This window comes from Ornithinimicrobium sp., from assembly GCF_051004135.1.
Classification (GTDB): domain Bacteria; phylum Actinomycetota; class Actinomycetes; order Actinomycetales; family Dermatophilaceae; genus Ornithinicoccus.
Genome location: NZ_JBPCKQ010000177.1, coordinates 1 through 22,661, shown reverse-complemented (window position 1 = coordinate 22,661; position 22,661 = coordinate 1). Strand labels below are relative to the sequence as shown.

22 protein-coding genes, 1 tRNA gene, 1 other RNA gene and 2 pseudogenes are annotated in these 22,661 nt (G+C 70.4%); 12 read left to right on the top strand and 14 right to left on the bottom strand.

The genetic code is table 11. From position 1 onward, the window contains the following. Positions 1–41 precede the first annotated feature (41 nt). Positions 42–263, bottom strand: a pseudogene (locus ACR2FV_RS12320) (hypothetical protein); the annotation flags it as partial. Between the two features lie 350 nt (positions 264–613). Between ACR2FV_RS12320 and ACR2FV_RS12315 the strand changes: the two are divergent. The 3 genes and pseudogenes from ACR2FV_RS12315 to ACR2FV_RS12305 form a co-directional block, all read left to right on the top strand. Then, positions 614–898 (top strand): annotated as a pseudogene (locus ACR2FV_RS12315) (ArsR/SmtB family transcription factor); the annotation flags it as partial. 260 nt (positions 899–1,158) lie between these two features. Beyond that, a complete protein-coding gene (locus ACR2FV_RS12310) occupies positions 1,159–1,788 on the top strand; it encodes a hypothetical protein (RefSeq protein WP_434015995.1) in 630 nt (209 codons plus the stop codon). Further along, complete coding sequence (locus tag ACR2FV_RS12305) at positions 1,764–2,243, top strand: site-specific integrase (RefSeq protein ID WP_434015985.1); 480 nt, start codon at positions 1,764–1,766, stop codon at positions 2,241–2,243. The genes ACR2FV_RS12310 and ACR2FV_RS12305 overlap by 25 nt, the downstream gene beginning before the upstream one ends. Positions 2,244–2,272: 29 nt before the next feature. Here the strand turns inward: ACR2FV_RS12305 and rnpB are convergent. After that, an RNA gene (gene rnpB / locus ACR2FV_RS12300) (RNase P RNA component class A) lies at positions 2,273–2,676 on the bottom strand. Between the two features lie 94 nt (positions 2,677–2,770). Between rnpB and ACR2FV_RS12295 the strand changes: the two genes are divergently transcribed. Both ACR2FV_RS12295 and ACR2FV_RS12290 read left to right on the top strand, forming a co-directional pair. Next, positions 2,771–3,022 carry a type II toxin-antitoxin system VapB family antitoxin gene (locus tag ACR2FV_RS12295; protein ID WP_434015984.1) on the top strand — a complete coding sequence of 84 codons (252 nt, stop codon included), beginning with the start codon at positions 2,771–2,773 and terminating at the stop codon, positions 3,020–3,022. Next, the gene (locus ACR2FV_RS12290) at positions 3,019–3,450 is read left to right on the top strand and encodes a TA system VapC family ribonuclease toxin (RefSeq protein ID WP_434015983.1); all 432 of its coding nucleotides are present in this window, start codon (positions 3,019–3,021) and stop codon (positions 3,448–3,450) included. Before ACR2FV_RS12295 ends, ACR2FV_RS12290 begins: the two co-directional genes overlap by 4 nt. Positions 3,451–3,467: 17 nt before the next feature. Here ACR2FV_RS12290 and ACR2FV_RS12285 read toward each other — a convergent pair whose 3' ends face one another. After that, positions 3,468–4,277: an HAD family hydrolase gene (locus ACR2FV_RS12285; RefSeq protein ID WP_434015982.1), complete on the bottom strand. Its 810-nt coding sequence runs from the start codon at positions 4,275–4,277 to the stop codon at positions 3,468–3,470. After that, positions 4,274–5,731, bottom strand: coding sequence for an RNB domain-containing ribonuclease (locus ACR2FV_RS12280; RefSeq protein WP_434015981.1), 1,458 nt, complete (start codon positions 5,729–5,731; stop codon positions 4,274–4,276). The genes ACR2FV_RS12285 and ACR2FV_RS12280 overlap by 4 nt, the downstream gene beginning before the upstream one ends. A 94-nt stretch (positions 5,732–5,825) precedes the next feature. On the opposite strand from ACR2FV_RS12280, the gene arfB reads away from it, so the two are divergent. Then, complete coding sequence (arfB, locus tag ACR2FV_RS12275) at positions 5,826–6,296, top strand: alternative ribosome rescue aminoacyl-tRNA hydrolase ArfB (protein ID WP_434015980.1); 471 nt, start codon at positions 5,826–5,828, stop codon at positions 6,294–6,296. 89 nt (positions 6,297–6,385) lie between these two features. Beyond that, positions 6,386–7,129: a YaaA family protein gene (locus ACR2FV_RS12270; RefSeq protein WP_434015979.1), complete on the top strand. Its 744-nt coding sequence runs from the start codon at positions 6,386–6,388 to the stop codon at positions 7,127–7,129. A gap of 111 nt (positions 7,130–7,240) precedes the next feature. Here ACR2FV_RS12270 and ACR2FV_RS12265 read toward each other — a convergent pair whose 3' ends face one another. The 9 genes from ACR2FV_RS12265 to ACR2FV_RS12225 form a co-directional block, all read right to left on the bottom strand. After that, positions 7,241–8,389: a cystathionine gamma-synthase gene (locus tag ACR2FV_RS12265; protein ID WP_434015978.1), complete on the bottom strand. Its 1,149-nt coding sequence runs from the start codon at positions 8,387–8,389 to the stop codon at positions 7,241–7,243. A gap of 9 nt (positions 8,390–8,398) precedes the next feature. Then, positions 8,399–9,763 (bottom strand): cystathionine beta-synthase, encoded by a 1,365-nt coding sequence (locus tag ACR2FV_RS12260; protein WP_434015977.1) that lies wholly within the window; start codon positions 9,761–9,763, stop codon positions 8,399–8,401. Between the two features lie 6 nt (positions 9,764–9,769). Further along, positions 9,770–10,693 carry a class I SAM-dependent methyltransferase gene (locus ACR2FV_RS12255; protein ID WP_434015976.1) on the bottom strand — a complete coding sequence of 308 codons (924 nt, stop codon included), beginning with the start codon at positions 10,691–10,693 and terminating at the stop codon, positions 9,770–9,772. Then, positions 10,690–11,874 (bottom strand): bifunctional RNase H/acid phosphatase, encoded by a 1,185-nt coding sequence (locus ACR2FV_RS12250; RefSeq protein WP_434015975.1) that lies wholly within the window; start codon positions 11,872–11,874, stop codon positions 10,690–10,692. The genes ACR2FV_RS12255 and ACR2FV_RS12250 overlap by 4 nt, the downstream gene beginning before the upstream one ends. A 2-nt stretch (positions 11,875–11,876) precedes the next feature. After that, on the bottom strand, positions 11,877–12,614 hold the full coding sequence (locus ACR2FV_RS12245) for a zinc ribbon domain-containing protein (protein ID WP_434015974.1): 738 nt from the start codon (positions 12,612–12,614) through the stop codon (positions 11,877–11,879). A gap of 34 nt (positions 12,615–12,648) precedes the next feature. After that, positions 12,649–13,512 (bottom strand): Nif3-like dinuclear metal center hexameric protein, encoded by an 864-nt coding sequence (locus ACR2FV_RS12240; RefSeq protein WP_434015973.1) that lies wholly within the window; start codon positions 13,510–13,512, stop codon positions 12,649–12,651. A gap of 1 nt (position 13,513) precedes the next feature. Further along, a tRNA-Val gene (locus tag ACR2FV_RS12235) sits at positions 13,514–13,586 on the bottom strand. A 106-nt stretch (positions 13,587–13,692) separates the two neighbouring features. Continuing rightward, on the bottom strand, positions 13,693–14,202 hold the full coding sequence (locus ACR2FV_RS12230; protein WP_434015972.1) for a peroxiredoxin: 510 nt from the start codon (positions 14,200–14,202) through the stop codon (positions 13,693–13,695). Then, positions 14,199–14,612, bottom strand: coding sequence for a DUF3052 domain-containing protein (locus ACR2FV_RS12225; protein ID WP_434015971.1), 414 nt, complete (start codon positions 14,610–14,612; stop codon positions 14,199–14,201). Before ACR2FV_RS12225 ends, ACR2FV_RS12230 begins: the two co-directional genes overlap by 4 nt. A 184-nt stretch (positions 14,613–14,796) precedes the next feature. Between ACR2FV_RS12225 and aceE the strand changes: the two genes are divergently transcribed. Then, a complete protein-coding gene (gene aceE, locus ACR2FV_RS12220; RefSeq protein ID WP_434015970.1) occupies positions 14,797–17,580 on the top strand; it encodes a pyruvate dehydrogenase (acetyl-transferring), homodimeric type in 2,784 nt (927 codons plus the stop codon). A 13-nt stretch (positions 17,581–17,593) separates the two neighbouring features. Here the strand turns inward: aceE and ACR2FV_RS12215 are convergent, their stop codons facing one another. Further along, a complete protein-coding gene (locus ACR2FV_RS12215) occupies positions 17,594–18,655 on the bottom strand; it encodes a glycerophosphodiester phosphodiesterase (protein ID WP_434015969.1) in 1,062 nt (353 codons plus the stop codon). Between the two features lie 151 nt (positions 18,656–18,806). Between ACR2FV_RS12215 and ACR2FV_RS12210 the strand changes: the two genes are divergently transcribed. From ACR2FV_RS12210 to ACR2FV_RS12195, 4 genes are all read left to right on the top strand, one after another. After that, the gene (locus ACR2FV_RS12210; RefSeq protein ID WP_434015968.1) at positions 18,807–20,009 is read left to right on the top strand and encodes a PucR family transcriptional regulator; all 1,203 of its coding nucleotides are present in this window, start codon (positions 18,807–18,809) and stop codon (positions 20,007–20,009) included. An 89-nt stretch (positions 20,010–20,098) separates the two neighbouring features. Further along, positions 20,099–21,286, top strand: coding sequence for an acyltransferase domain-containing protein (locus ACR2FV_RS12205; protein ID WP_434015967.1), 1,188 nt, complete (start codon positions 20,099–20,101; stop codon positions 21,284–21,286). Continuing rightward, positions 21,283–22,389, top strand: a complete 1,107-nt coding sequence (locus ACR2FV_RS12200) for a beta-ketoacyl-ACP synthase III (RefSeq protein ID WP_434015966.1) — start codon at positions 21,283–21,285, stop codon at positions 22,387–22,389. The genes ACR2FV_RS12205 and ACR2FV_RS12200 overlap by 4 nt, the downstream gene beginning before the upstream one ends. A 70-nt stretch (positions 22,390–22,459) precedes the next feature. Then, positions 22,460–22,661, top strand: a 202-nt coding sequence (locus ACR2FV_RS12195) for an acyl carrier protein (RefSeq protein ID WP_434015965.1), incomplete at its 3' end; no start/stop codon positions are given.

Genomic DNA, 22,661 nt, shown 5'->3' with positions numbered 1-22,661 from the left:
CGCGGCAGGAGCCTGCGCAGCAGTTCGCTGATGGCGTGGGCCTAGAGCCGGGCGATGGTGTTGGGTGCTTCAGGGGGAAAAAGCGCCCTGTTGGCGATGGAGCGCCGGGAGATCCCTAGCGCGGTGACGAAGGAGAGGCGGTCGGGGTCGTGGCCCGCGTGTTCGGCGGCTTCGAACATCAGCCAGCGGATCGCGTAGTGGCAGCACAGGTGGCCCCAGATCTCCTGGGTGACCAGCTCTGGTGACTTTGAGCGCATCACGCGACACACCGTGAGAAACCCACACTATTTCTTCGCGGCCCCTGAGCCCACTGCGCCGCGCCGCCCTTCTGGTCGGCCGACCAGCCCGTAAAGAGCCACATCGGACTAGCGGGCACATGGCGGCGACCGGCTATCCTTCCTTCCGACTGTAAGGTTGTTGCCGGAGGTGCGGATGAGGATTGGTGAGTTGGCCGGCCAGGTCGGGTTGAAAGAGGAGTGCCAGCGTACTTCCGAACGCGCGCCTGAGCACAAACTCAACCTGGGGCTGTCGGTTCGAAAGTGGTCGTCACTGGGCAGGCTGAGCCGTGAAGGTCGTCGGTGGCCCAGAGCAGGGCATTGATAGAGTTCCTTCTATGGGTGAACCTGAGGGGTCTGATTTCGCTCACGACTCACGCCCGGAGGCGACGACGTCGGGGTCACTCACGCGCGAGCATGCAGTCGTGTTGGCGAGGTCGCTCAAAGTGTTGGCCAACAGCACCCGTTCGCAGTTGCTCAGCGTGTTGCTCGCACAGTCGGACGGCAAGGCCAGTGTCGGAACCCTGACGGAAGCCGTGGGCCTGCGCCAGCCCACGGTCACCCATCACTTGGGCCTGATGCTTGAAGCTGGCCTTCTGGAGCGCGAACCGCGGGGGCGCCGAGTGATGTACTCCCCTGAGGCCACCTTGCGCTACTGGCGCCACCTCGGCAGCGGACCCCCCCAGCTTCCGCATCGGTCGATGCGTCCGCTACTGGCGCACCGAAGTCGCGCTGTGGCTGGAGACGCAAACCAACGATCCGGACTCCAGCCGCTGAGAGGTCGGCAACCGCAGGGCTCTGCGACGATGAACCCAACCGGGCGTTGTACCGTCCTCCACCCAACTAGGGACGTCCTCGCCCTCGGCCCAAACAGAGGAAGACGATGTCGAGCATCCAAAAGCGCGCCGACGGCAAGTGGCGCGCCCGCTACCGGGACGCAGCAGGCAAGGAACACTCTCGACACTTTGGCCGCAAGGTCGACGCTCAGCGGTGGCTCGACACCACAACCACGGCTCTCGTCACGGGCACCTACGTCCAACCGAACGCCGGCAAGGTCACCTTCCGGGAGTATGCCGAGCAATGGCGAGTCGGTCAGGTCCACCGTCCGGGGACCGCTGCCATGGTCGAAGGCCACCTCAAGAGGCATGTCTATCCGGTGATCGGGAGCAGGCGGCTTGAGTCGATCCTGCCCAGCGAGCTGCAGGGGATGGTCAAAGGCATGGCGCTTTCGCCCGCGTCAACAAGGGTGACGTGGCGCTACGTGAGTGCCATCTTCAAAGCAGCTGTACTCGACAAGCGCATCGTGGCCTCTCCCTGCCCGGGTGTGAACCTGCCCAGGGTTGAGCAGCGGCAGATCGAGGTCGTCGACACCGAGACGGTTCGGGCGATGGTTGCCGCGATGCCGGAGAGACTTCAGTGCATGGTCATCATGGCCGCTGGGGCGGGGATGCGGCAGGGTGAGTTGTGTTCGGTGTCACATTGGACCGGGTGGACTTCCTGCGCCGGACCGTGAGGGTTGACCGGCAGATCGTTGATGGCGGCGCGTTCGGGCCTCCAAAGACAGACGCCAGCGTACGAACGATCCCCCTCCCCCAGACCGTCGTTGACGCGCTCGCTGTCCACCTTCGAACCTTCCCAGCGGGTGACTCGCAACTGGTCTTCACTCGTCCCAGCGGCAACCCGTGGTCACGCTCCGCGTTCGCTGAGTGGTGGGGCAAGGCGCGAGCGACCTCGGGCACCGAGAGCAAGGTGACGATGCACTCGCTGAGGCACTTCTATGCGTCTCTGCTGATACGTCACGGCGAGTCGGTCAAGGTGGTGCAGTCTCGGCTCGGCCACGCCACAGCAGCGGAAACGCTCGACACGTACAGCCACCTATGGCCTGACAGTGAAGACCGTACCCGCGATGCCGTGGACGCCGTCCTGGGAATTCCTGCGGACTCCCTGCGGACTAACAGGGGCGGCTGAGCACATCAGTGCAGGTCAGAGGCGTAGTGTGGATGAGTCAGCCGATACGCCGGGTTCTGTCCCGCCGCGCCGTTGCCGGCACTGCGACGGGGACGGCCATCCATCTCGGGCGACTGTTGCCAGCCGCCTCCAGCGACCTACCCGCACGCTCGGACGGGCCGCCCTCATACGCGTGCTGTCTGGTCTTGCTCCAGGTGGGGTTTGCCGAGCCACGCCAGTCACCTGGCGTGCTGGTGGTCTCTTACACCACCGTTTCACCCTGACCACCGGTTGCCCGGTGGCGGTCTATTTTCTGTGGCACTGTCCCGCGGGTCGCCCCGGGTGGCTGTTGGCCACCACCTTGCCCTGTGGAGCCCGGACGTTCCTCGGCGGGTCCGTCACCGACATACCGAGGTATGCGGTGGCGCCCCGACGCGGCCGCCTGGCCGACTCATCCACGTGGCTCAGGGTACCGGCTCCGGGACGGTGAGCAGAGCGGCGAGGCGAAACATCTTGATGTCTGTTAGCTAATACATCATGATGCTTGTATGCGTACGACCCTCACCCTGGACGACGACGTGCTGGCTTTGGTCCACCAGACGGTGCACCGGGAGCACCGGACCATGAAGTCCGTAGTCAACGACGCCTTGCGACAGGCCCTGTCGAGCCAACGCTCGGTGATGCCGTATGCCGTCACGCCCCATGACTCGCAGCTGCAACCCGGCATCGATCCCGGGCGGCTCAACCAGCTGGCCGACGAGTTGGAGGACGAGGCGATCACCGGTGGATGGCCCGGGTGATCGTCCCTGACGTCAACCTGCTCCTGTATGCCACCGTCACGGCCTTCGAGCAGCACCCCGCCGCCCGCTCCTGGTGGCAGGAGACGCTGTCCGGTATCGAGCCGGTGGGGCTGACCGCGCCGGCGGTGCTCGGCTTCGTGCGGATTGCTACCCATCGCAGGGTGCTGACCGACCCGATGCCCCTGAGCGACGCCCGCAGCACGGTCCAGGGTTGGCTGAACCAGCCGTGCGTCAGGTTCCTGCGACCCGGGAGTCTGCACTTGAGCGAGGTGCTGGACCTGCTCGAGTCGGTCGGGACGGCCGCCAACCTGACCACCGACGCTCAGATCGCGGCCACCGCTGCGGAGCATCGGGGAACGGTGCACACTGCGGACAGCGACTTCGCCCGCTTCACCGGGATCGCCTGGACCACCCCGCTGGCTGTGTAGACGCCACCTGTCGGCACTCAGGTGGTCACGGTGGCCAGGGCCTGCTCCAAGACCTGCGCCACACCGTCGTCGTCGTTGGACGCCGTGCGATCGGTGGCCGCGGCCAGCACCGACGCGTGCGCGTTGGCCACCGCGAAGGAGCGGCCCGCCCAGGTGAGCATCGGCAGGTCGTTGGGCATGTCGCCGAAGGCCCACACCTCGGCCGCCGGCACCCACTGCTTTCGGCACCAGTCAGCCAGGGCGAGGCCCTTGCTGACTCCCGGTGCGGCGATCTCGGCCAGCCCAGGGGTCCCGGAGTGCGACACCTCGGCCCGGTCGCCGACGACCTCGGCCACCGCGCGATGGACCTCGTCCGGCGTCCACTGCGAGTGCCGGACCAGAATCTTGCCCGCCGGGTGGCTCCCGATCTGCTGCACCGTGCCGACCAGCCACTCGCCGTCGCGCCGCCCCGAGGCCCGCTCGAAGTCCTCCTCCCTCGCGAAGCCGAGCAGCCCCTCCGTGGCCACCCGGACCTCCGGCAGGGCCGCACGCAGCTCGGTCAGCAGCTCGCCCACCAGCGCCGCCTCGATCAACCGGTGATCGACCACCTCACCGGCGGACACGTCATACGTGAAGGCGCCGTTGCCGCACAGCACGATGCCGTGCTCCCCGGCGACGTCCCGCAGCGGATCGACCCACCGGGGTGGCCGGGCGGTGACCAGCACGAGCACGCATCCCGCCCGGGTGATCGCCGTCAACGCGGCACGTGTGCGGTCCGACACGGTGCCATCGGTGCGCAGCAGGGTGCCGTCGCAGTCACTGGCCACCACCCGGGGCAGGCCGGTCACGCCGGATCGACCACCCGGAAGCGGACCCGCCGGGCGTCGACATCGGCCTCGACCAGCTGGACGGTGACCCGCTCACCCAATGTCGCCTCCCCCTCGGCCTTGGCGCTGATCGCAGGATCGGTGACCTGCACACCCAGCGTCCCGCCCGACCCCTCGTCCACCACCACTGCGGCGAACCGCTCGCCCACCCGCGCCGCAAGGACCGCCGCCTCGACCGCGTCGACGCAACCCCGCTCGACCGCGCCGGCCTGCTGGCTGCTGCGCTCCATGACCTCGGGCAGCTCGGGCAGGCTCGATCGCGCCCAGTCCGGCACGGGACCGCCGGCACTCAGCGCAGCGCAGACCACCAGGCCGAATCGGTCGACCAGGCGGCGCAGGGGCGCGGTGACGTGGGCATAGGGGGCACCGATCGCGGCTTGCTCGCTCTCCTCGGGCACCGTTCCGTCGAAGGGGGTGTAGCCGGCCCCGCGGAACAGCGACGTCGCGTCGTGGATGAGCGCCAGGTGCCGGGGGTCGGTGCGGTCCAGGCTAGCCAGCAGCTCACCGTAGGTCTGGGCCTCCGGCCAGTCGACCCCCAAGGCGCGCACCTGGCGGCGGAACCGGGCGAGGGCCCTCTCGTCCGGCGCGGCCATGGTACGCAGGATGCCGACTCCACCCTGGATCATCAGCTCGGCGGCCGCCATGCCGGTGAGCAGCGAGATCTGAGCGTTCCACTCCTCGGCCTCCAGCAGCGGACGGAACCGCAAGGTGTAGCCGCCGTCGACCTCGTGCACCTCCTGCTCGGGCATTGGCAGGCCGGCGCCACCCCGGGCGACCTCGCGGCGGGAGAGCAGCCGGCCGACCTCACGCAGCAACATCAGCGTCTGCTCCGCGGTGCCGTCGTCCACGGCCTGCTGCACCTCGGCATACGTAAAGCGCCGCCGACTGCGCACCATCGCGCGGTCCACCGATGCCGCCAAGGTCGCACCGCTGTCATCGAGCAGGATCTCCCAGACGTAGGCCGGCCGGTCCTGGTCGGGCAGCAGGCTGGCCGCGCCCTCGCTGATCATCACCGGGTGCAGGGGCACCCTGGTGTCCGGGCAGTAGATCGTCTGCCCGCGCAGCCGCACCTCCGCATCGACCTCGCCCTCGGGCTCGACGAACGCGGGCACGTCCGCGATCGCGTAGCGCACCCGGTAGGCCGCGCCCGGCCCGTCCTGGGGATGGGCTCGGCAGAGGTGCATCGCCTGGTCCAGGTCCATCGACCCGGGCGGGTCCACGGTCACGAACTCCAGCGACGCCAGGTCACGATCCGGGAGCACCGGGTGACCAGCCGCCTGTCCAGCCTCCTGGAGCACGGCCACGGGGAACTCCTCCCGCACGCCCAGTTCGGCCCGCACGGCAGCGAAGGCCGCCTCCAGGCGCGTCGTCGTGCCGCCGGACGCCGGGTGCAGCGTCGTCGCTCCGTGGACCATGTCGCTCACTCTAGGTCGCCCCCACGGAACATGCCGCGCCATGTCAGGGTTGCGATGGGGACGGCCTCGAAGGGATGCACGATGGAGCAGGGGTATGCCGAACCGGCCCGGCGGTGATCTCCGGGTGCCACCGGGCCCGGGCCTGCCGCACGGTCTGGTCGTGCCGGCTGCCGAGCTCCGCGAGCGGTTCACCCGGGCCTCCGGGCCGGGCGGTCAGGGGGTCAACACCACCGACAGCCGGGTCCAGCTCGACTTCGACCCCGCCACCTCCGAGGCGCTCACCCCCGAGCAGCGGGACCGGTTGCTGGCGGCGTTCGAGCCCCGGTTGGTCGACGGGCGCCTGTCCATCGCGGCCGCAGAGTTCCGGTCACAACGACGCAACCGGGTCGCGGCGCGCCTTCGCCTCGTCCGCATGCTGGCCGATGCGCTCGCTCCCCCGGCACCGCGGCGACGGCCGTCCCGCCCCACGCGCGGCTCGCAGCACCGGCGCCTCGACGCCAAGCGACGCCGGTCACAGCTGAAGTCTGGGCGTGGACCGGTCGGGCGAGACCCGGGCGGGGGCTGACACCCGCTGCCCGGCCGACCGGTCGGCATCGGGCGGGACGACCGGCCAGCACCACGGCATACGGCATCGGTCCGCACTAGGCTGCCCCGGTGCTGATCCTGCTGCCCCCCTCGGAGACCAAGACCGACCGCACTCGTGGCCGCAGCTGGCAGCCGGAGTCCCTGGCCATGCCCTCGCTCGGTCCCGCTCGGGCTGAGGTGGTGGAGGCCCTGAGCGAGGTCAGCCGGAGGTCGGACGCGGCGAAGGTGCTGGGTGTCAGCCCGAACCTCACCGCGGAGATCGCCCGCAACACCAGGCTGGACTCGGCGCCCGCTCTGCCCGCCTCGGCGCTCTACACCGGGGTGCTCTACGACGCGCTCGGCCTGGCCGGCTTGGACCCGATGGCCCGGCGACGGGCGCACCGGCGGGTCGTAGTGATCTCGGCACTGTTCGGTGCGGTGCGGCTGAGCGACCGCATCCCGCCCTACCGGCTGTCCATGGGCGTCAACCTTCCGGGCGTGGGGCCGCTGGTCGCGCACTGGCGCACACCGCTGGCCGCGGTGCTGCCGGGACTGGTCGGGCGCGGTCTGGTGGTCGACTGCCGCTCAAGCACGTATGCCGCCGCCTGGGCTCCGCAGGACGACCTCACCCAGCGCTGGGTGGCCGTGCGCGTGCCGGGGGCCACGCACATGGCCAAGCACACGAGGGGACTGCTCGCCCGTGCCCTGTGTGAGAGCCCTGCCGACCCGCGCACCCCGCATGCTCTGGCGGAATCGCTGAAGCCGAGGTTCGGGGTGACCCTGCAGGAGCCCAGCTCGCCTCGTGCGCCATGGGTCCTGGAGGCCACCGCCTGAGCACCGGATGCTGGACGGCACCTCCTGAGCAACATCGCGCGGGATTGTGCGCATCGCGCCGTGTCGGGAAGCGGCGCAATGCGCGTGCGGCCGCGCGATGTGCAGGACGCCTCAGGAGGTGAGACGGCGCAGGGCGGTCTGCACGTCGGCCACCAGGTCGTCCGGGTCCTCGATGCCGACCGAGAGCCGGATGATGTTGTCGGGCACTTCCAGCTCGGTGCCGCGCACCGAGGCGTGCGTCATCTCGGCCGGGTAGTTGACCAGCGACTCGACCCCGCCGAGGGACTCGGCGAGCTGGAAGACCGACGTCGACTCCGCAAAGATCCGCGCCGCCGGGGCGCCGCCGCGCAGCGCGAAGGAGACCATGCCGCCGAACCGGCGCATCTGCCGCGCGGCCACCTCGTGCCCGGGGTGCTCGGGAAGGCCGGGATAGTAGACGGCCTCCACCGCAGGATGGTCGACCAGCTCCTTGGCCACCGCCTCGGCGTTGTCGCTGTGCCGCGCCATCCGGATCTGCAGGGTCTTGATGCCACGGATGGTGAGGAACACCTCCCACGGTGCGGAGACGCCGCCGGCCGCGAACTGCAGGAAGCCGACCTGCTCGGCGATCCGGGCGTCGCTCGTGGCGACCAGTCCCCCCAGGACGTCGGAGTGGCCACCGAGGTACTTCGTGGCCGAGTGCACGACCAGGTCGGCGCCGAGGGCCAGGGGGGTCTGCAGCGCCGGGGACGCGAAGGTGTTGTCGACCACCACGGTCGTGTCGTGCTCGTGCCCGAGGACGGCCACCGCCTCGATGTCGGTGATCTTCATCAACGGGTTGCTCGGCGTCTCCAACCACAGCACCCGCGTCTCGGGCCGGATCGCCTCAGCCACCGCGTCGACGTCGGACATCTCCACCGTGCTCAGCTGCACTCCCCACGGCGCCAGGATGCGGTTGGCCAGCCGGTGCGTGCCGCCGTAGACGTCGTTGCCCATCAGCACGTGGTCGCCGGGGCGCAGCAGCCCACGCAGCACCGCGTCCTCGGCCGCGAGGCCGTAGGCGAAGGACAGTCCGTGCGAGCCGCCCTCCAGGTCGGCGATCAGCGTCTGCAGCGCGTCGCGCGTGGGGTTGGTGCCGCGGGCGTACTCATAGCCCTTGCGCAACCCACCGACGTGCTCCTGCACGAAGGTGGAGGTCTGGTAGACCGGCGGGATGACGGCCCCCGTGGTGGGGTCGAACTCCTGGCCGGCGTGGATGGCACGCGTGGCGAATCCGGTCATGTCAGCAGATCACTCCGAGAGGAAGGTGAGCAGGTCGGGGCGGGTCAGGACGGCCACCGGCCGCCCGTCGTCCGTCACCACCAACGCATCCGACCCCCCGAGTGCTTCCCACGCGTCGTGGACGGCCTCCCCCGAGCCGATCAACGGGAGCGGCGGGCCCACGACGTCGGCGACGGTGTCGCTCATCTGCACCTTGCCGTTGAACACGGCGTCGAGCAGGTCACGCTCGTTGAGCGCCCCCACGACCTCACCCATCATCACCGGCGGCTCGGCGCCCAGCACGAGCAGCTGAGAGACGGCATACTCCGCCATCATCGAGATCGCCTCGCGGACCGTGTCGGTGGGGTGCGCGTGGACCAACGCCGGCAGATCGCCGGTCTTCGAGCTGATCACGTCGTGCACAGTCTTTTCCTGCGCACCGGGCAGGAAGCCGTAGCTGCGCATCCAGGAGTCGTTGAAGATCTTGCCCAGGTAGCCCCGGCCGCCATCGGGCAGCAGGACCACGACCACGTCGTCGGGGCCGAGCTCGCGCGCGGCGCGCAGCGCCGCGACGGTCGCCATCCCGCAGGACCCGCCGACCAGCAGTCCCTCCTCGCGGGCGAGCCGGCGGGTCATCGCGAACGAGTCGGCGTCGGTGACCGCGATGATCTCGTCCGGCACCGACGGGTCGTAGGCACCGGGCCACATGTCCTCGCCGACACCCTCGACCAGGTAGGGCCGTCCGGTGCCGCCGGAGTAGACGGAGCCGACGGGGTCGGCGCCGACTATCCGCACCCCGCCCTCGGAGACCTCCTTGAGGTAGCGCCCGGTGCCGGTGATGGTGCCCCCGGTGCCGACGCCGGTCACGAAGTGCGTGATCTTGCCCTCGGTGTCCGCCCAGATCTCGGGGCCGGTGGTCTCGTAGTGACTGCGCGGACCCTGCGGGTTCTCGTACTGGTTGGGCTTGAACGCCCCCTCGATCTCGCGGGTCAGCCGGTCACTGACGCTGTAGTAGGAGTCAGGGTGGTCCGGCGGCACCGAGGTGGGGCAGACCACGACCTCGGCGCCGTAGGCGCGCAGCACGTTGATCTTGTCGGTCCCCACCTTGTCGGGGCACACGAAGACACACCGGTAGCCGCGTTGCTGGGCGACCAGGGCCAGCCCGACGCCGGTGTTGCCGCTGGTCGGCTCGACGATGGTGCCACCGGGTCCGAGCAGCCCGTCCGCTTCCGCTGCGTCGATCATCCGCACCGCGATCCGGTCCTTGACCGAGCCGCCGGGGTTGAGGTACTCGATCTTGGCCAGCACTGTGGCCTCGATGCCCTCGGTGACCCGGGTGAGCCGGACCAGCGGGGTGTCCCCCACGAGGTCGATGATCGATTCGGCGTAGCGCATCAGCTCTCAGTCCTTCGTCGCGATCAGGGTGTAGCTCAGCGGAACCCGGTCGGCCCACGGCGCGGGCAGGACCCAGTCGGCGCCCTCGGGCACCATCTGCGCCAACGCCTGCCAGTCCAGGGTGCGTCCCTCCGCCATCAGGCGCAGCCGCAGACCGGCGTCCAGCAGCGACTGCACGGTCTCCGACATGGCATAGTGCCACTCGTAGCTGTGGGTGTGCTCGATCAGGGAGGGGTCACCGTCGGTGCAGGTCCCTTCGTTGTCGATGTGCAACGTCACATCACCACCGAAGTAGCGGTGCAGCACCCGGACGTCGGTGGGGTCCAGGTCGTCCAGGGTGGCCAGCATCGGGTGGGAGTCGCGGAAGTAGAACACGCCGCCGGGCCGCAGCAGCCCGGCGATCGTTCTCGCCCACGCGGTGAGGTCGCGGACCCAGCAGATGGTGCCGATCGAGGTGTAGACCACGTCGACCTGCTCCTCGACCGCGGTCGCCGCCTCGGTCACGTCACACTCGACATACCGGATGTCGGCGCCTGCCCGCCCGGCCAGCTCCCGGGCGACGTCCAGACTTGCCGTCGAGTTGTCGACACCCGTCACCCGCGCCCCCTGCCGGGCCATCGACAGGGTGTCGGTCCCGATGTGGCACTGCAGGTGCACCAGGTCCAGTCCGTCCAGCGACCCGCCGGGCAGGTATGCGGTGAGCACCGGGAGGTCATGCGCGACCACGTCGGAGACCCGATGCGGGTCCGCGATGAGACCCTCCAGGTCGTAGGTCTGGCTGGCGGCGTGGACCTTGGCCCGGTCATCCCAGTTGGTCCGGTTGGCCGCGAATGCGGCCGCGTGCTCGATCTGCACCTCGTGGATCAGGCCGAAGCCCCGCCCGGCAGGATCGACCGAGCACGGCTCGGGCGAGGTGGGCGGCGTCGTCACGCTGTCTCCAGCCCCTGCAGGTGGTGGACGTCGTTGACGAAGGCGACCTGCACCCCACCGTCCGGCCAGACCTCGAGCGCCGTCAGCGACGTGGGGGCGGTGGCGATCGACCAGATCCGCTCGTGGTCGATCCCGAGCACCTGCGCCAGCACGCACATCAGGGGTTTGCGGTGACTGGCCACCACGACCGTCCCGCCGCGGGCAACGGCCCGGGCGAACGCGTCGGACACCCGGGCGGCGAGCTGCCGGTGACTCTCCCCACCCGGCCGGGCGTAGTCGGGGTCCGAGCGCAGCCGGACCAGCTCGTCGCGGTGCCCCTGCGCCAGCTCCGACATGGCGGCGCCGTCCCAGTCGCCGAAGCTCTGCTCGTCCCAGTCGGCATCCACCGAAGGCTCGACCCCGAGGGCCGCGGCGATCTCGGCGCCGGTCTGCTGAGCGCGGGTCAGTGCCGAGGTCAGGACGGTGACCGGGCCGGGCTCGGACCGGGCGAGCAGGTCACGGACGGCGCCGGCGGCCGCGCGGGCCTGCTCCAGACCGAGCTCGGCCAGCTCAGGGTCGGCGCCGCCGCGGCCGTCCAACCGCCGGGCGAGGGTGAACTCGGTGACCCCGTGCCGGACCAGGACCACACGGCACGAGCCCTCCAGCGTCGGCGTGGTCTCGGTGGAGAGCACGACCTCGGCGACCGGTGCCCAGCCCTCGCCGAACGCCGGGGCGTCCGGGTCGGCCGGGGCGCCCCCGTGGTCGCGGCGGACCGTGTGCCCGTCCATGCCGTCGTTGCTCAAAGCGTCAGCGGCGGCGTTGTCGGCCCGGGGGATCCACCTGAAGTCCACCTGCCCGCCCGCCCACTCGACCTGACGCACCAGGTCGCGGGCCTGCAGCGCCAGTCGTCGCATGTCCTGGTGCTTGACCTTCCACCGCCCGGCCATCTGCTCGACGACGAGCTTGGAGTCCATCCGGACGGTGACCTCGGCGTCCCCGGCCAGCTCCAGGTCGAGCACGGCCTGCAGACCGGCGATCAGCCCGGAGTACTCGGCGACGTTGTTGGAGGCCCGCCCCAGAGGGGCCGCTCGCTCGGCGAGCAGCGCGCCGGTGGTGGCGTCACGGACCAGCGCGCCGTAGCCGGCGACCCCTGGGTTGCCCCGCGAGCCTCCGTCCGCCTCGACCAGCAGCGCGCGCGGCACGCTCAGACCCCGGACTCGGGGGTGCGCACCAGGATCCGGCCGCAGTCCTCGCAGCGCAGCACCTCGTCGTCGTCGGCCTCGGCGATCCGGCCGAGCTCGACTGCGCCGAGCTCCATGTTGCAGCCGCCGCAGGAGCGCCGGACCAACGCCGCGGCGGCCGTGCCACTGTGCGCGCGGATCCGGTCGTAGAGCGCCACGAGGTCCGCACCCACGGCCTCCACGAGCTCGGCCCGACCGGAGGCGACCTCGGCCCGCTGACTCTCGAGGTCCGCGATCAGAGCCTCGCGCCGGGACTGCAGCTCCGCGAGCCGCTGCTCGGTCTGCATGTGCTGCTCCTGTGCCTGCTCGGCGGCGGACTCGGCAGTCTCCGCCCGCTCCATCACCTCCAGCTCGGCGTCCTCCAGCACCGCCTGACGCCGGGCCAGTGACTCCAGCTCGTGCTGCAGGCCCTGCAGGTCCTTGGCGCTGCCCACTCCTGCCTCGAGCCGCTTGCGGTCCCGCTCGGCGCGGTCCCGCACCAGCTGCACGTCGTTGTCGGCCTTGCGGACCTCGCGCTGCAGGTCGCCCCGCTCGGTGCTGGTGCGCACCACCGCGGAGTCCAGCTCCTCCAGCGCGGTGCGGAGCGAAGCGATCTCGGCGTGCTCGGGCAGGCTCTTGGCCCGGTGGTTGAGCTGGGTCAAGGTGGTGTCGAGAGACTGCAGCTCGAGCAGGCGGAGCTGACGGGTCGGGTCGGCTTTCACGGCATACCTCGCAGACGGGACGGTCGGGCCACGGTCAGGGTGTCCGGGACGCGCCGACGACGAAGTCCCAGGGGTCGGTGCGCACGGACGAGATCGGGAGGTCCAACCTATCGCCCGGAGAGCCGAGCTCCTGCCGCAGCCGCTGCGCGAGGCTGGGCAGCCACAGCCACTCGCTCGCGAAGTGGCCGGCGTCGATGAGGAACGGCGTGCCGTATGCGGTGCCCGCGCTCGCCCGCGCCTCCTCTCGCGCCTCCAGCGCCGGGTGGTGCCGCAGGTCGGCGGTGACGTAGACGTCTGCGCCGCTGCGGCGCACGGCCTCGAACGCCGAGTCGCCCGCGCCACCGAGGACGGCGACCCGCCGGACCCGGCCGTCCGGCGGACCGCTCACCCGGACTCCCGCGGCGGTGGGGGGCAGCTCGGCGGCGAGCCGGGCAGCGAAGTCGGCCAGGCTCACCGGCTCGCCGAGGTCGCCCACCCGGCCCAGCTCCACTCCCTCGCTCACCTGCAGCGGCCGGGTCTGCGCCAGACCGCAGGCGGCGGCCAGGGCCTGACCCACCCCGGGCTCGGCGACGTCGGCGTTGGTGTGTGCGCAGTAGAGTGCGGTTCCCGAGCGGATCAAGGACGTGAGGGCGGCGCCCTTGGCGGTGTCGGGCGTCACCGCGTGGACACCCTTGAGCAGCAACGGGTGGTGGGTGATGATCAGGTCGACGCCGAGCCGCTGAGCCTCCGCGATGACAGCCAAGGTGGGGTCCACCGCGAGCAGCGCCCGCCGCACGGGCTGGGCCCCCTCCCCGGTCACCAGGCCCACCCGGTCCCAGGACTGTGCCGTGTCGGGCGGGTAGAGGCGCTCCAGGGCCGCGACCACCTCGCGCAGCGGCACCCCGTCGGTCGATGTCACGTGGGCCCGGCCGGGCTCGAACCGACGACAACCGCGGTGTAAACGCGGTGCTCTACCACCTGAGCTACAGGCCCCTCCACGTCGCCCTCTCGGGCGACCCGCACATTGTGCCACCTGAGCCTTGCCGCGCCGGCCAGTGCACACAGGCGCGGAAACCAAGGAGCGGTGCGCGCGGGGTGCTCAGGCGGTGGCGTGCAGGTCGCGCACGGCCTCGTGCAGCACGCCGATGTCGCGCTGCTCACCGGGGCCGTGGACCAGCGACCACCGCACCGTCATCTCGCGGTCCACCAGGAAGGTGCCCCGCACCGGCATACCGGCGGCTTCGAGGAGCACTCCGTAGGCCGCGGCCACCTGGCCGTGCGGCCAGAAGTCGGACAGCAGCGGGAAGCGATAGCCCTCGTAGGCGGCCCACCACTTCAACGACGGGCCCGGGTCGCAGGAGATGCCGTAGACCTGCACCTCGTCGTTGCTGAACCGGTCGATGTTGAGCTGGATCTCCAACAGCTCGCCGGTGCAGATACTGGAGAATGCGAAGGGGAAGAACACCAGGAGGGCATGCCTGTCGCGGGTCACCTCGGACAGGGTGACCTGCTGGCCGTACTGGTCGGTGAGCGAGAAGTCGGGCGCCGAATCCCCGACCCGCGGGCTGTCCGCTCCGTAGGCCGGCTGCTCCGGCTGGGCGGCGTTCACTTGCGCCCCACGAGTCGCTGGGCCACCCAGCCGCGGCGGATCGGCACAGCGCCGCTGGGGTTGAGTCCCGAGGTGTTGCAGGCCTCCTCCACGTCGAAGGGCTCGACCCGGTCCCGGCGGCCCATCCCCGGCGTGAGCAGGGCGATGAAGCCCCCGTCCTCGACCATGGTCAGCGCATCGACGAGCTCGTCGGTCAGATCGCCGTCGCCGTCCCGCCACCACAGCAGCACGGCGTCGACCACTCCGTCGTAGCCCTCGTCCTCCAGTGCGCCGCCGGCCGTGTCCTCGACCGCCGTGCGCACCTCTTCGTCGACGTCGTCGTCGTAGCCGAACTCGATCACGACCTGACCGGGCCTGAAGCCTAGCTTGCTCACCGGTCCGGCGAGGACGCCGCGGTCGGTGTCTGCCACGTGCTGCTCCCTCCTCCTGTGGTGCGCCCAGACAACTAGACCCACCTCGCGTTGTAGAGCCCTTGCGCAGGGCTTTGGGGGACAGCCTAATCCGTCAGCCCCAGTCCGCCCCGGTGACCTGTCCACAGACATCGTGACAGACTGATCCGAGGTCAAGCGTTACGCGCAATCGAGAGGACGCACCGTGGCGAAGCAGCGATCCGGATCCGGCACCATCCTCAACGGTCTGCCCAGTCAGATCCCGGACACCGATCCCGAGGAGACGCAGGAGTGGCTGCAATCGCTGGACGGCGCCGTGGAGGCCGGCGGTCGCCGGCGCGCCCGCTTCCTGATGCTCAAGCTGCTGGAGCGGGCCCGGGAGACCCAGATCGGCATCCCGTCGCTGACCACCACGGACTACGTCAACACCATCAGCCCCGACGAGGAGCCGGCATTCCCCGGCGACGAGGACGTCGAGCGTCGCTACCGGGCCTGGATCCGCTGGAACGCCGCAGTCATGGTGACCCGAGCCCAGCACCCCGACATCGGCGTCGGTGGGCACATCTCCAGCTACGCCTCCGCGGCGACCCTCTACGAGGTCGGCTACAACCACTTCTGGCGGGGCCGGGACCACGAGGGCGGTGGCGACCAGGTGTTCTTCCAGGGCCACGCCTCCCCCGGAATGTATGCCCGTGCCTACCTGGAGGGGCGGCTCAGCGAGGACGACCTCAACGGCTTCCGCCAGGAGAAGTCACACAGCTACACCGGCGACGTGCGCGCGGTGCCCTCCTACCCGCACCCGCGCAGCATGCCCTCGTTCTGGCAGTTCCCGACGGTGTCGATGGGCATCGGGCCGCTGAACGCGATCTACCAGGCCCAGTTCAACAAGTACCTGCACAACCGCGGGTTCAAGGACACCTCCGACCAGCACGTCTGGGCCTTCCTCGGTGACGGCGAGATGGACGAGCCGGAGTCCCGGGGTCTGCTCCAGGTCGCGGCGAACGACGAGCTGGACAACCTGACCTTCGTGGTCAACTGCAACCTGCAGCGTCTCGACGGGCCGGTGCGCGGCAACGGCAAGATCGTCCAGGAGCTGGAGGCCTACTTCCGCGGGGCGGGGTGGAACGTCATCAAGACCCTGTGGGGCCGCGGCTGGGACCCGCTCATCGAGAGCGACCGCTCCGGCGCCCTGGTCAACCTGATGAACACCACTCCCGACGGTGACTTCCAGACCTTCCGGGCCAACGACGGCGCCTTCATCCGGGACAGCTTCTTCGGCCGCGACCCCGGCACCAAGGATCTGGTCAAGGACTGGTCCGACGAGGACATCTGGTGGAAGCTCAAGCGGGGCGGGCACGACTACCGCAAGGTGTATGCGGCATACAAGGCCGCCGTCGACCACACCGGCCAGCCGACGGTCGTCCTGGCGCACACCATCAAGGGTTACAGCCTGGGCAGCCACTTCGCCGGGCGCAACGCCACCCATCAGATGAAGAAGATGACCCCGGAGGACCTCAAGGGCTTCCGGGACAGCCTGAAGATCCCGATCAGCGACGAGCAGCTCGAGGCCGACCCCTACGCCCCGCCGTACTACCACCCGGGCGAGGACGACGAGGCGCTCCAGTACCTGCAGCAGCGGCGTCGCGAGCTCGGCGGCTACGTGCCGGAGCGTCGCCCGAAGGCCGGCACGGCGCTGAGCCTGCCCGGTGACCAGGCCTATGCCGCGGCCAAGAAGGGCTCCAAGCAGGGCGTGGCCACCACGATGGCCTTCGTCCGGATCTTCAAGGACCTGATGCGCGACAAGGAGTTCGGCAAGCACATCGTGCCGATCATCCCGGACGAGGCGCGGACCTTCGGCATGGACAGCTTCTTCCCCACCGCCAAGATCTACAACGTGCACGGCCAGACCTACACCTCGGTCGACGCCGACCTGATGCTGGCCTACAAGGAGTCGACCGACGGCCAGATCCTGCACGTCGGCATCAATGAGGCGGGATCGGTCGCGGCGCTGACCGCGGCCGGCACCTCCTACGACACACACGGCGTGCCGATGGTGCCGTTCTACGTCTTCTACTCGATGTTCGGCTTCCAGCGCACCGGCGACTTCATCTGGGCAGCCACCGACCAGCTGGCCCGGGGCTTCATGATCGGCGCCACGGCGGGGCGCACCACGCTGGCCGGCGAGGGGCTGCAGCACGCCGACGGGCACTCGCTGCTGCTGGCCGCGAGCAACCCCGGAGTCGTCTCCTACGACCCGGCCTACGGCTACGAGATCGCGCACATCATCCGCGACGGGCTGCGCCGGATGTACGGCGAGGATCCCGAGAACGTTCTGTACTACCTGACCGTCTACAACGAGCCGATGCAGCAGCCGGCCGAGCCCGAGGACGTGGACGTCGAGGGAATCCTGGCGGGCATGCACCTGATCAGCCCCGGCAAGCCACCGAAGGACAGCGACGACGGTGGCTCCGGCGACGGAAAGTGCGTGCGGCTGCTCTCCTCCGGAGTCGGGGTCCCGTGGGCGCTGGACGCCCAGCATCTGCTCACCGAGGACTGGGGGGTGTCCGCCGACGTGTGGTCGGTGACCTCCTGGACCGAGCTGCGGCGTGAGGCGATGGCCTGCGACGAGGCGGCGTTCGAGGACCCCGAGGCCGAGCGCCGGGTGCCCTACGTCACCCGGCGGCTCTCCGAGGGCTCCGGGCCCGTGATCGCCACCAGTGACTGGATGCGGCAGGTGCAGGATCAGATCGCCTCGTGGGTGCCGGAGGACTACTACGCCCTGGGTGCCGACGGCTTCGGCTTCGCCGACACCCGGGCCGCAGCGCGCCGGTTCTTCCGCATCGACGGTCCCTGCATGGCGGTCAAGGCCCTGCAGATGCTGGCCGACCGCGGCGAGCTGGACCCTCAGGTCCCGCTCGACGCGGCCGCCAAGTACCGGATCGACGACGTGACCGCCGGCACCTCCGGCACGGCGGGTGGCGACGCCTGAGGCGGTGTGCCGGTCAGTTGTCGGCGACGAACGCGTCCCGGGCAGCGACCCCGATGTCGGGCTGATCGGTGAAGAACCCGTCGATCCCGGCCTCGAGGTAGGCGGTGATCTCCGCCTGCAGATCGCCGAAGTCGGCCGGGCCCTCGCTGCTGCGCAGGTCGGTGGGCAGGAAGACGTTCTCGGCGCGGAAGGTGTAGGGGTGCACGACCAAGCCGGCCGCGTGGGCGTCGTCGACGAGTGAGGTCGGCTCCCCGAGGGTGCCGTCGGCCTCCAGCGGGATGACCAGGTACTTGCTCGGTCCGATGCCCTCGATGTCGTCCCTGAGCGCCAGCAGGCTCTCGGCGGTGACCAGGTCGGCGTAGGTGCGGGGGTCACCGGCTGCCACCAGGTCGTAGGGGGCGCCCGTGGAGGTCAGAAGGACCAGCGGCACCTTGACGCGCAGGTCGTCGTCCAGCTCCTGCAGGTTGGTCAGCTCGAAGGACTGCACGAAGACGGGGGCGTTCTTGCGGTCCAGGTGTGCATCCTTGAGGGCCACGGCAAGCGGCTGCTCAAGGCTCAGCCCGATGGAGTCGAAGTAGGTGGGGTGCTTGGTCTCGACGTACACGCACAGGTCACGCTTCAGCTCCTTGGCCAACTGTGCGCGCAGCTCGAGCACCTCGGCCAGGGTCGGGACCTCGAAGCGTCCGTCGAAGACGGTGTTCTCCTGGCGCAGGTCGGGCAGCCGCTCGACCGCCCGCAGCGTCTTCAGCTCGGCGAGGGTGAAGTCCTCGGTGAACCATCCCGTGATCTCTCGGCCGTCGATGGTCTTGGTGGTCTCCCGGTCGGCGAACTCCGCGTGGTCAGCGACGTCCGTGGTGCCGGAGATCTCGTTTTCGTGCCGGGCCACGAGCACCCCGTCCTTGGTGGAGACCACATCGGGCTCGATGCAGTCCGCGCCCATCCGGGCGGCGAGCTCGTAGGAGGCCAGCGTGTGCTCGGGTCGGTAGCCGGAGGCTCCGCGGTGTCCGATGACAAGGGGCTCCGCCGTCTTGTCCCTTCCATGGGCCGGGGCCTGGTCGTCGGATCGCGCCTGCACGGCCCCAGTCTGCCCGAGGGCAGCGGGGGTGAGGGCGGTGGCGGTGGTCGTGCATGACACGCGCGGCGCCGTCGGCCCTTCGCGCGCCGTTGTGCACGGCATACAAAGCAGGACGGTTCCCGGCTGTGGCCGGACGAACTACGCTGAGCAGGTGAGCATCGACTCATCCCGGGACGCGCCGGCCCGGCATGCTGGCGCGGTAGCCACTGCCGCTGCCCAACGGATGGAGCGCGACCTCGAGTGGTATCGCGAGCTGTCGGCCGAAGACAGGTCCTGGGTCTCCCTGGTCGCCCAGGCCGGCATCTCGGCCTTCCTTGCCTGGTTCCGCAGCGGCGACCCGACACCGGTCGTGGCCTCGGACATCTTCGGAACGGCGCCGCGGGAGCTGGCCCAGAAGATCACTCTGCGCCAGACCCTCGACCTGGTGCGCACCACGGTCGACACCGTCGAGGAGCACGTGGGGCTGCTCGCCGCCGACGGCAACGAGGCGGCGCTGCGCGAGGCCGTGCTGCGCTACTCCCGCGAGGTGGCCTTCACCACCGCCCAGATCTATGCCTCGGCGGCGGAGTCCCGCGGAGCCTGGGACGCCCGCCTGGAGTCCCTGGTGGTGCACGCCGTGGTGCGCGGCGAGGCGGATGAGACGCTCCGCAGCCGAGCCGCCGAACTGGGCTGGTCCGACGTCACCCAGGTGGCGGTGATCACCGGGGCCGCCCGGCACGCCGCCGGGTCCTCCGAGGTGACGGGGGTCGTGCTGCCGCTGCGCCACGCGGCTCGTCAGCTCGGGCTGGACGCGCTGACCGCGGTGCAGGGGCAGCGCTTGATCTGTGTGCTGGGCCGCACCGCGGACCCCGTCGCCGACGCGGCCAAGCTCCTGGCTCACTTCGGCCCCGGGCCCATCGTGGTCGGACCCCAGGTCCCCCACCTGTATGCCGCGGGTCGCTCCGCGCGCGCTGCGCTGTCCGGTCTGGATGCGGTGCGGGCCTGGCCGCAGGCACCCCGGCCGGTGGCGGCGGACGATCTGCTCGCTGAGCGGGCCCTGCTGGGCGAGGCACCGGCCCGACGAGCCCTCGTGGATCGGGTCTATCGGCAGCTGCGTGACCGCGGCTCCGCGCTGCTGGAGACGGCCACCGCCTTCCTCGACGGGGGTGGGGGGCTGGAGGCCACCGGGCGGCTGCTGTTCGTGCACCCCAACACCGTGCGCTACCGGCTGCGCCGCATCGAGGAGACGGTCCACCTGGACCTGACCGATCCCCGCGACGCCTGGGTCGCTCGCGTCGCCCTGGCCCTTGGACGGGTCGGCGACCAGCCCCAGAGCGGCTGGCGCCAGGCTGTGTCGGGAGGAGCCACGAGGTGAGCGCTTTGTAGGTTCCCCACAAAGGTGAACAGCAGATGTCGTGCCCATCCTTGAGGGGCGGTGCTCCGGGGACACGGCAGAGTGGGCGTGTGCTCGTCATCGTCGCGCCCGGTCAGGGCTCCCAGACACCCGGATTCCTCTCCCCTTGGTTGGAGCTTCCGGGCTTCCGGGACCGGATGGAGTGGCTGGCCGCGGTCGCCTCGATGGACCTGGTCGCCCACGGCACCACCTCCGACGCCGAGACCATCAAGGACACCGCCGTCGCCCAGCCGCTCATCGTGGGCTCCGGTCTCATCTCGCTGCTCGCGCTCTTCGACCACCCGGCCGACGGGTTCCAGGCCGTCGGAGCCGGTGGGGGTCACTCGGTGGGGGAGATCACCGCCGCATCTGCGGCCGGGGTGCTCAGCGCCGAGCAGGCGATGGTGCTGGTCCGCGAGCGGGGCAAGGGGATGGCGGCAGCCAGCGCCGTGCGGGACACCGGGATGTCCGCGGTGCTGGGCGGCGACCCCGACGAGGTGACCCAGGTCTTGGCGCGCCACGGCCTGACCGCCGCCAACACCAACGGCGCGGGGCAGGTGGTGGCGGCAGGCACCGTCGAGCAGCTGCAGGCGCTGCGGGACGACCCGCCCGCCAAGGCGCGCGTGATCCCGCTGCCCGTCGCCGGCGCCTTCCACACCGAGCACATGGCACCCGCAGGGCAGACCCTGTCCAGATACGCGAGAGCAATCTCCGTGCACGACCCCCGCACGCCGCTGGTCTCCAACTTCGACGGCAGCGTGGTGCAGTCCGGACGGGAGGTGCTGAGCCGGCTGGTCAACCAGGTGCGCAACCCCGTGCGGTGGGACCTGTGCATGCAGACCTTCGCCGACCTGGGCGTGACCGGGCTCATCGAGATTCCGCCTGCTGGCACCCTGGCCGGCCTGGCCAAGCGGGCCCTGCCGGGCATCGAGATCCTGGCGCTGAAGACCCCCGACGACCTCGACGCCGCCCACCGGATGATCCGCGAGCACGCCCCCCTGGAGGAGTCCACCGAAAGCCCGTCCTGGCGGCTGGTCGTGGCCCCCGTCAAGGGCATGATCGCTCCGACCCCTGAGGTCGACGCCGAGGCGCACGTGCGGGCCGGGCAGGTCGTGGCCAGCGTCACGACTCGACGAGACACTCACGAGGTCCACGCGCCCTACAGCGGGCAGGTCATCGAGTGGCTGGTCGAGGCCGGGGACCCGGTCAACCCCGGCCAGCCCGTGCTGCGACTTCACCCCACCGAGGACAGCCCATGAGCAGCCCCACGAGCAGCCCCATGAGCGGCCCGATCAGCGCCCCGACGATCACCGGGCCGCAACCCGCCACGCAGCGGAAGCGGCCAGAGCTGCAGGTGCCGGACGGACCCCGGCACGCGCGCATCCACGGAATCGGTGCCTACCGGCCGGAGCGGGTGGTGACCAACGAGGAGATCTGCCGGCACATCGACTCTTCCGACGAGTGGATCCGGCAGCGGACCGGCATCGTGGAGCGTCGCTTCGCAGCCGCGGACGAGACCGTCATCGACATGGCCGAGCACGCCAGTCTGGCCGCGATGGACATGGCAGGGGTCACCGCCGAGGACATCGACGTCATCCTGGTGGCCACGATCAGCCACCCCTACCAGACGCCCGCCGCTGCCCCGATGCTCGCCGTCCGGCTGGGCGTCCCCGACCCGGCCGCGGTCGACCTCTCCGCCGCCTGCGCGGGCTACTGCTACGGCATTGGCATGGCCAGTGACATGATCCGCGCAGGCAGTGCCCGGCACGTCCTGGTGGTCGGCGTCGAGAAGCTGTCCGACTTCACCGACCCGACCGACCGGGGCACCGCCTTCATCTTTGGTGATGGTGCCGGGGCGGCGGTCGTGGGGCCTTCGGACTTCCCCGGCATCGGTCCGACGCTCTGGGGCTCCGACGGCGAGCACTGGGACAAGATCACGCAGCGCCAGTCCTGGACCGAGCTGCGCCCGGCCATGGAAGACCCGGATCGTGCCGAGCCGATCAGCTGGCCCTCGTTCGCGATGCAGGGTCAGTCGGTCTTCCGCTGGGCCGTCTTCTCGATGGCCCCGGTGGCCCGCCGCACCATCGAGGCCAGCGGGATCACCTCCGAGGACCTGGACGCCTTCGTGCCGCACCAAGCCAACCTGCGGATCACCGACGCCATGGTCAAGACCCTCAAGCTGCCCCCGGAGATTGCGGTGGCCAAGGACATCGCAGAGACCGGCAACACCTCGGCCGCGTCAGTTCCGCTGGCGATGGCCCGGATGCTGGACGAGGGTGAGGTCAGCAGCGGCGGGCTGGCCCTGCAGATCGGCTTCGGCGCCGGACTGGTCTACGCCGCCCAAGTGGTGGTCATGCCGTGACAAGAATCCCGCGGCCCGGCGGGTATCCCGGGTCAGCCCAACAACACCGATGGACAAGGAGCACCGCCAGATGGCACTGAACGAGCAGGAGATCCTCGAGGGTCTGGCCGAGATCGTCAACGAAGAGACGGGCATCGAGACCGATGCCGTCCAGATGGACAAGTCCTTCACCGAGGACCTCGACATCGACTCGCTGTCCATGATGACGATCGTGGTCAACGCCGAGGACAAGTTCGGCGTGCGCATCCCCGACGACGAGGTCAAGAACCTCA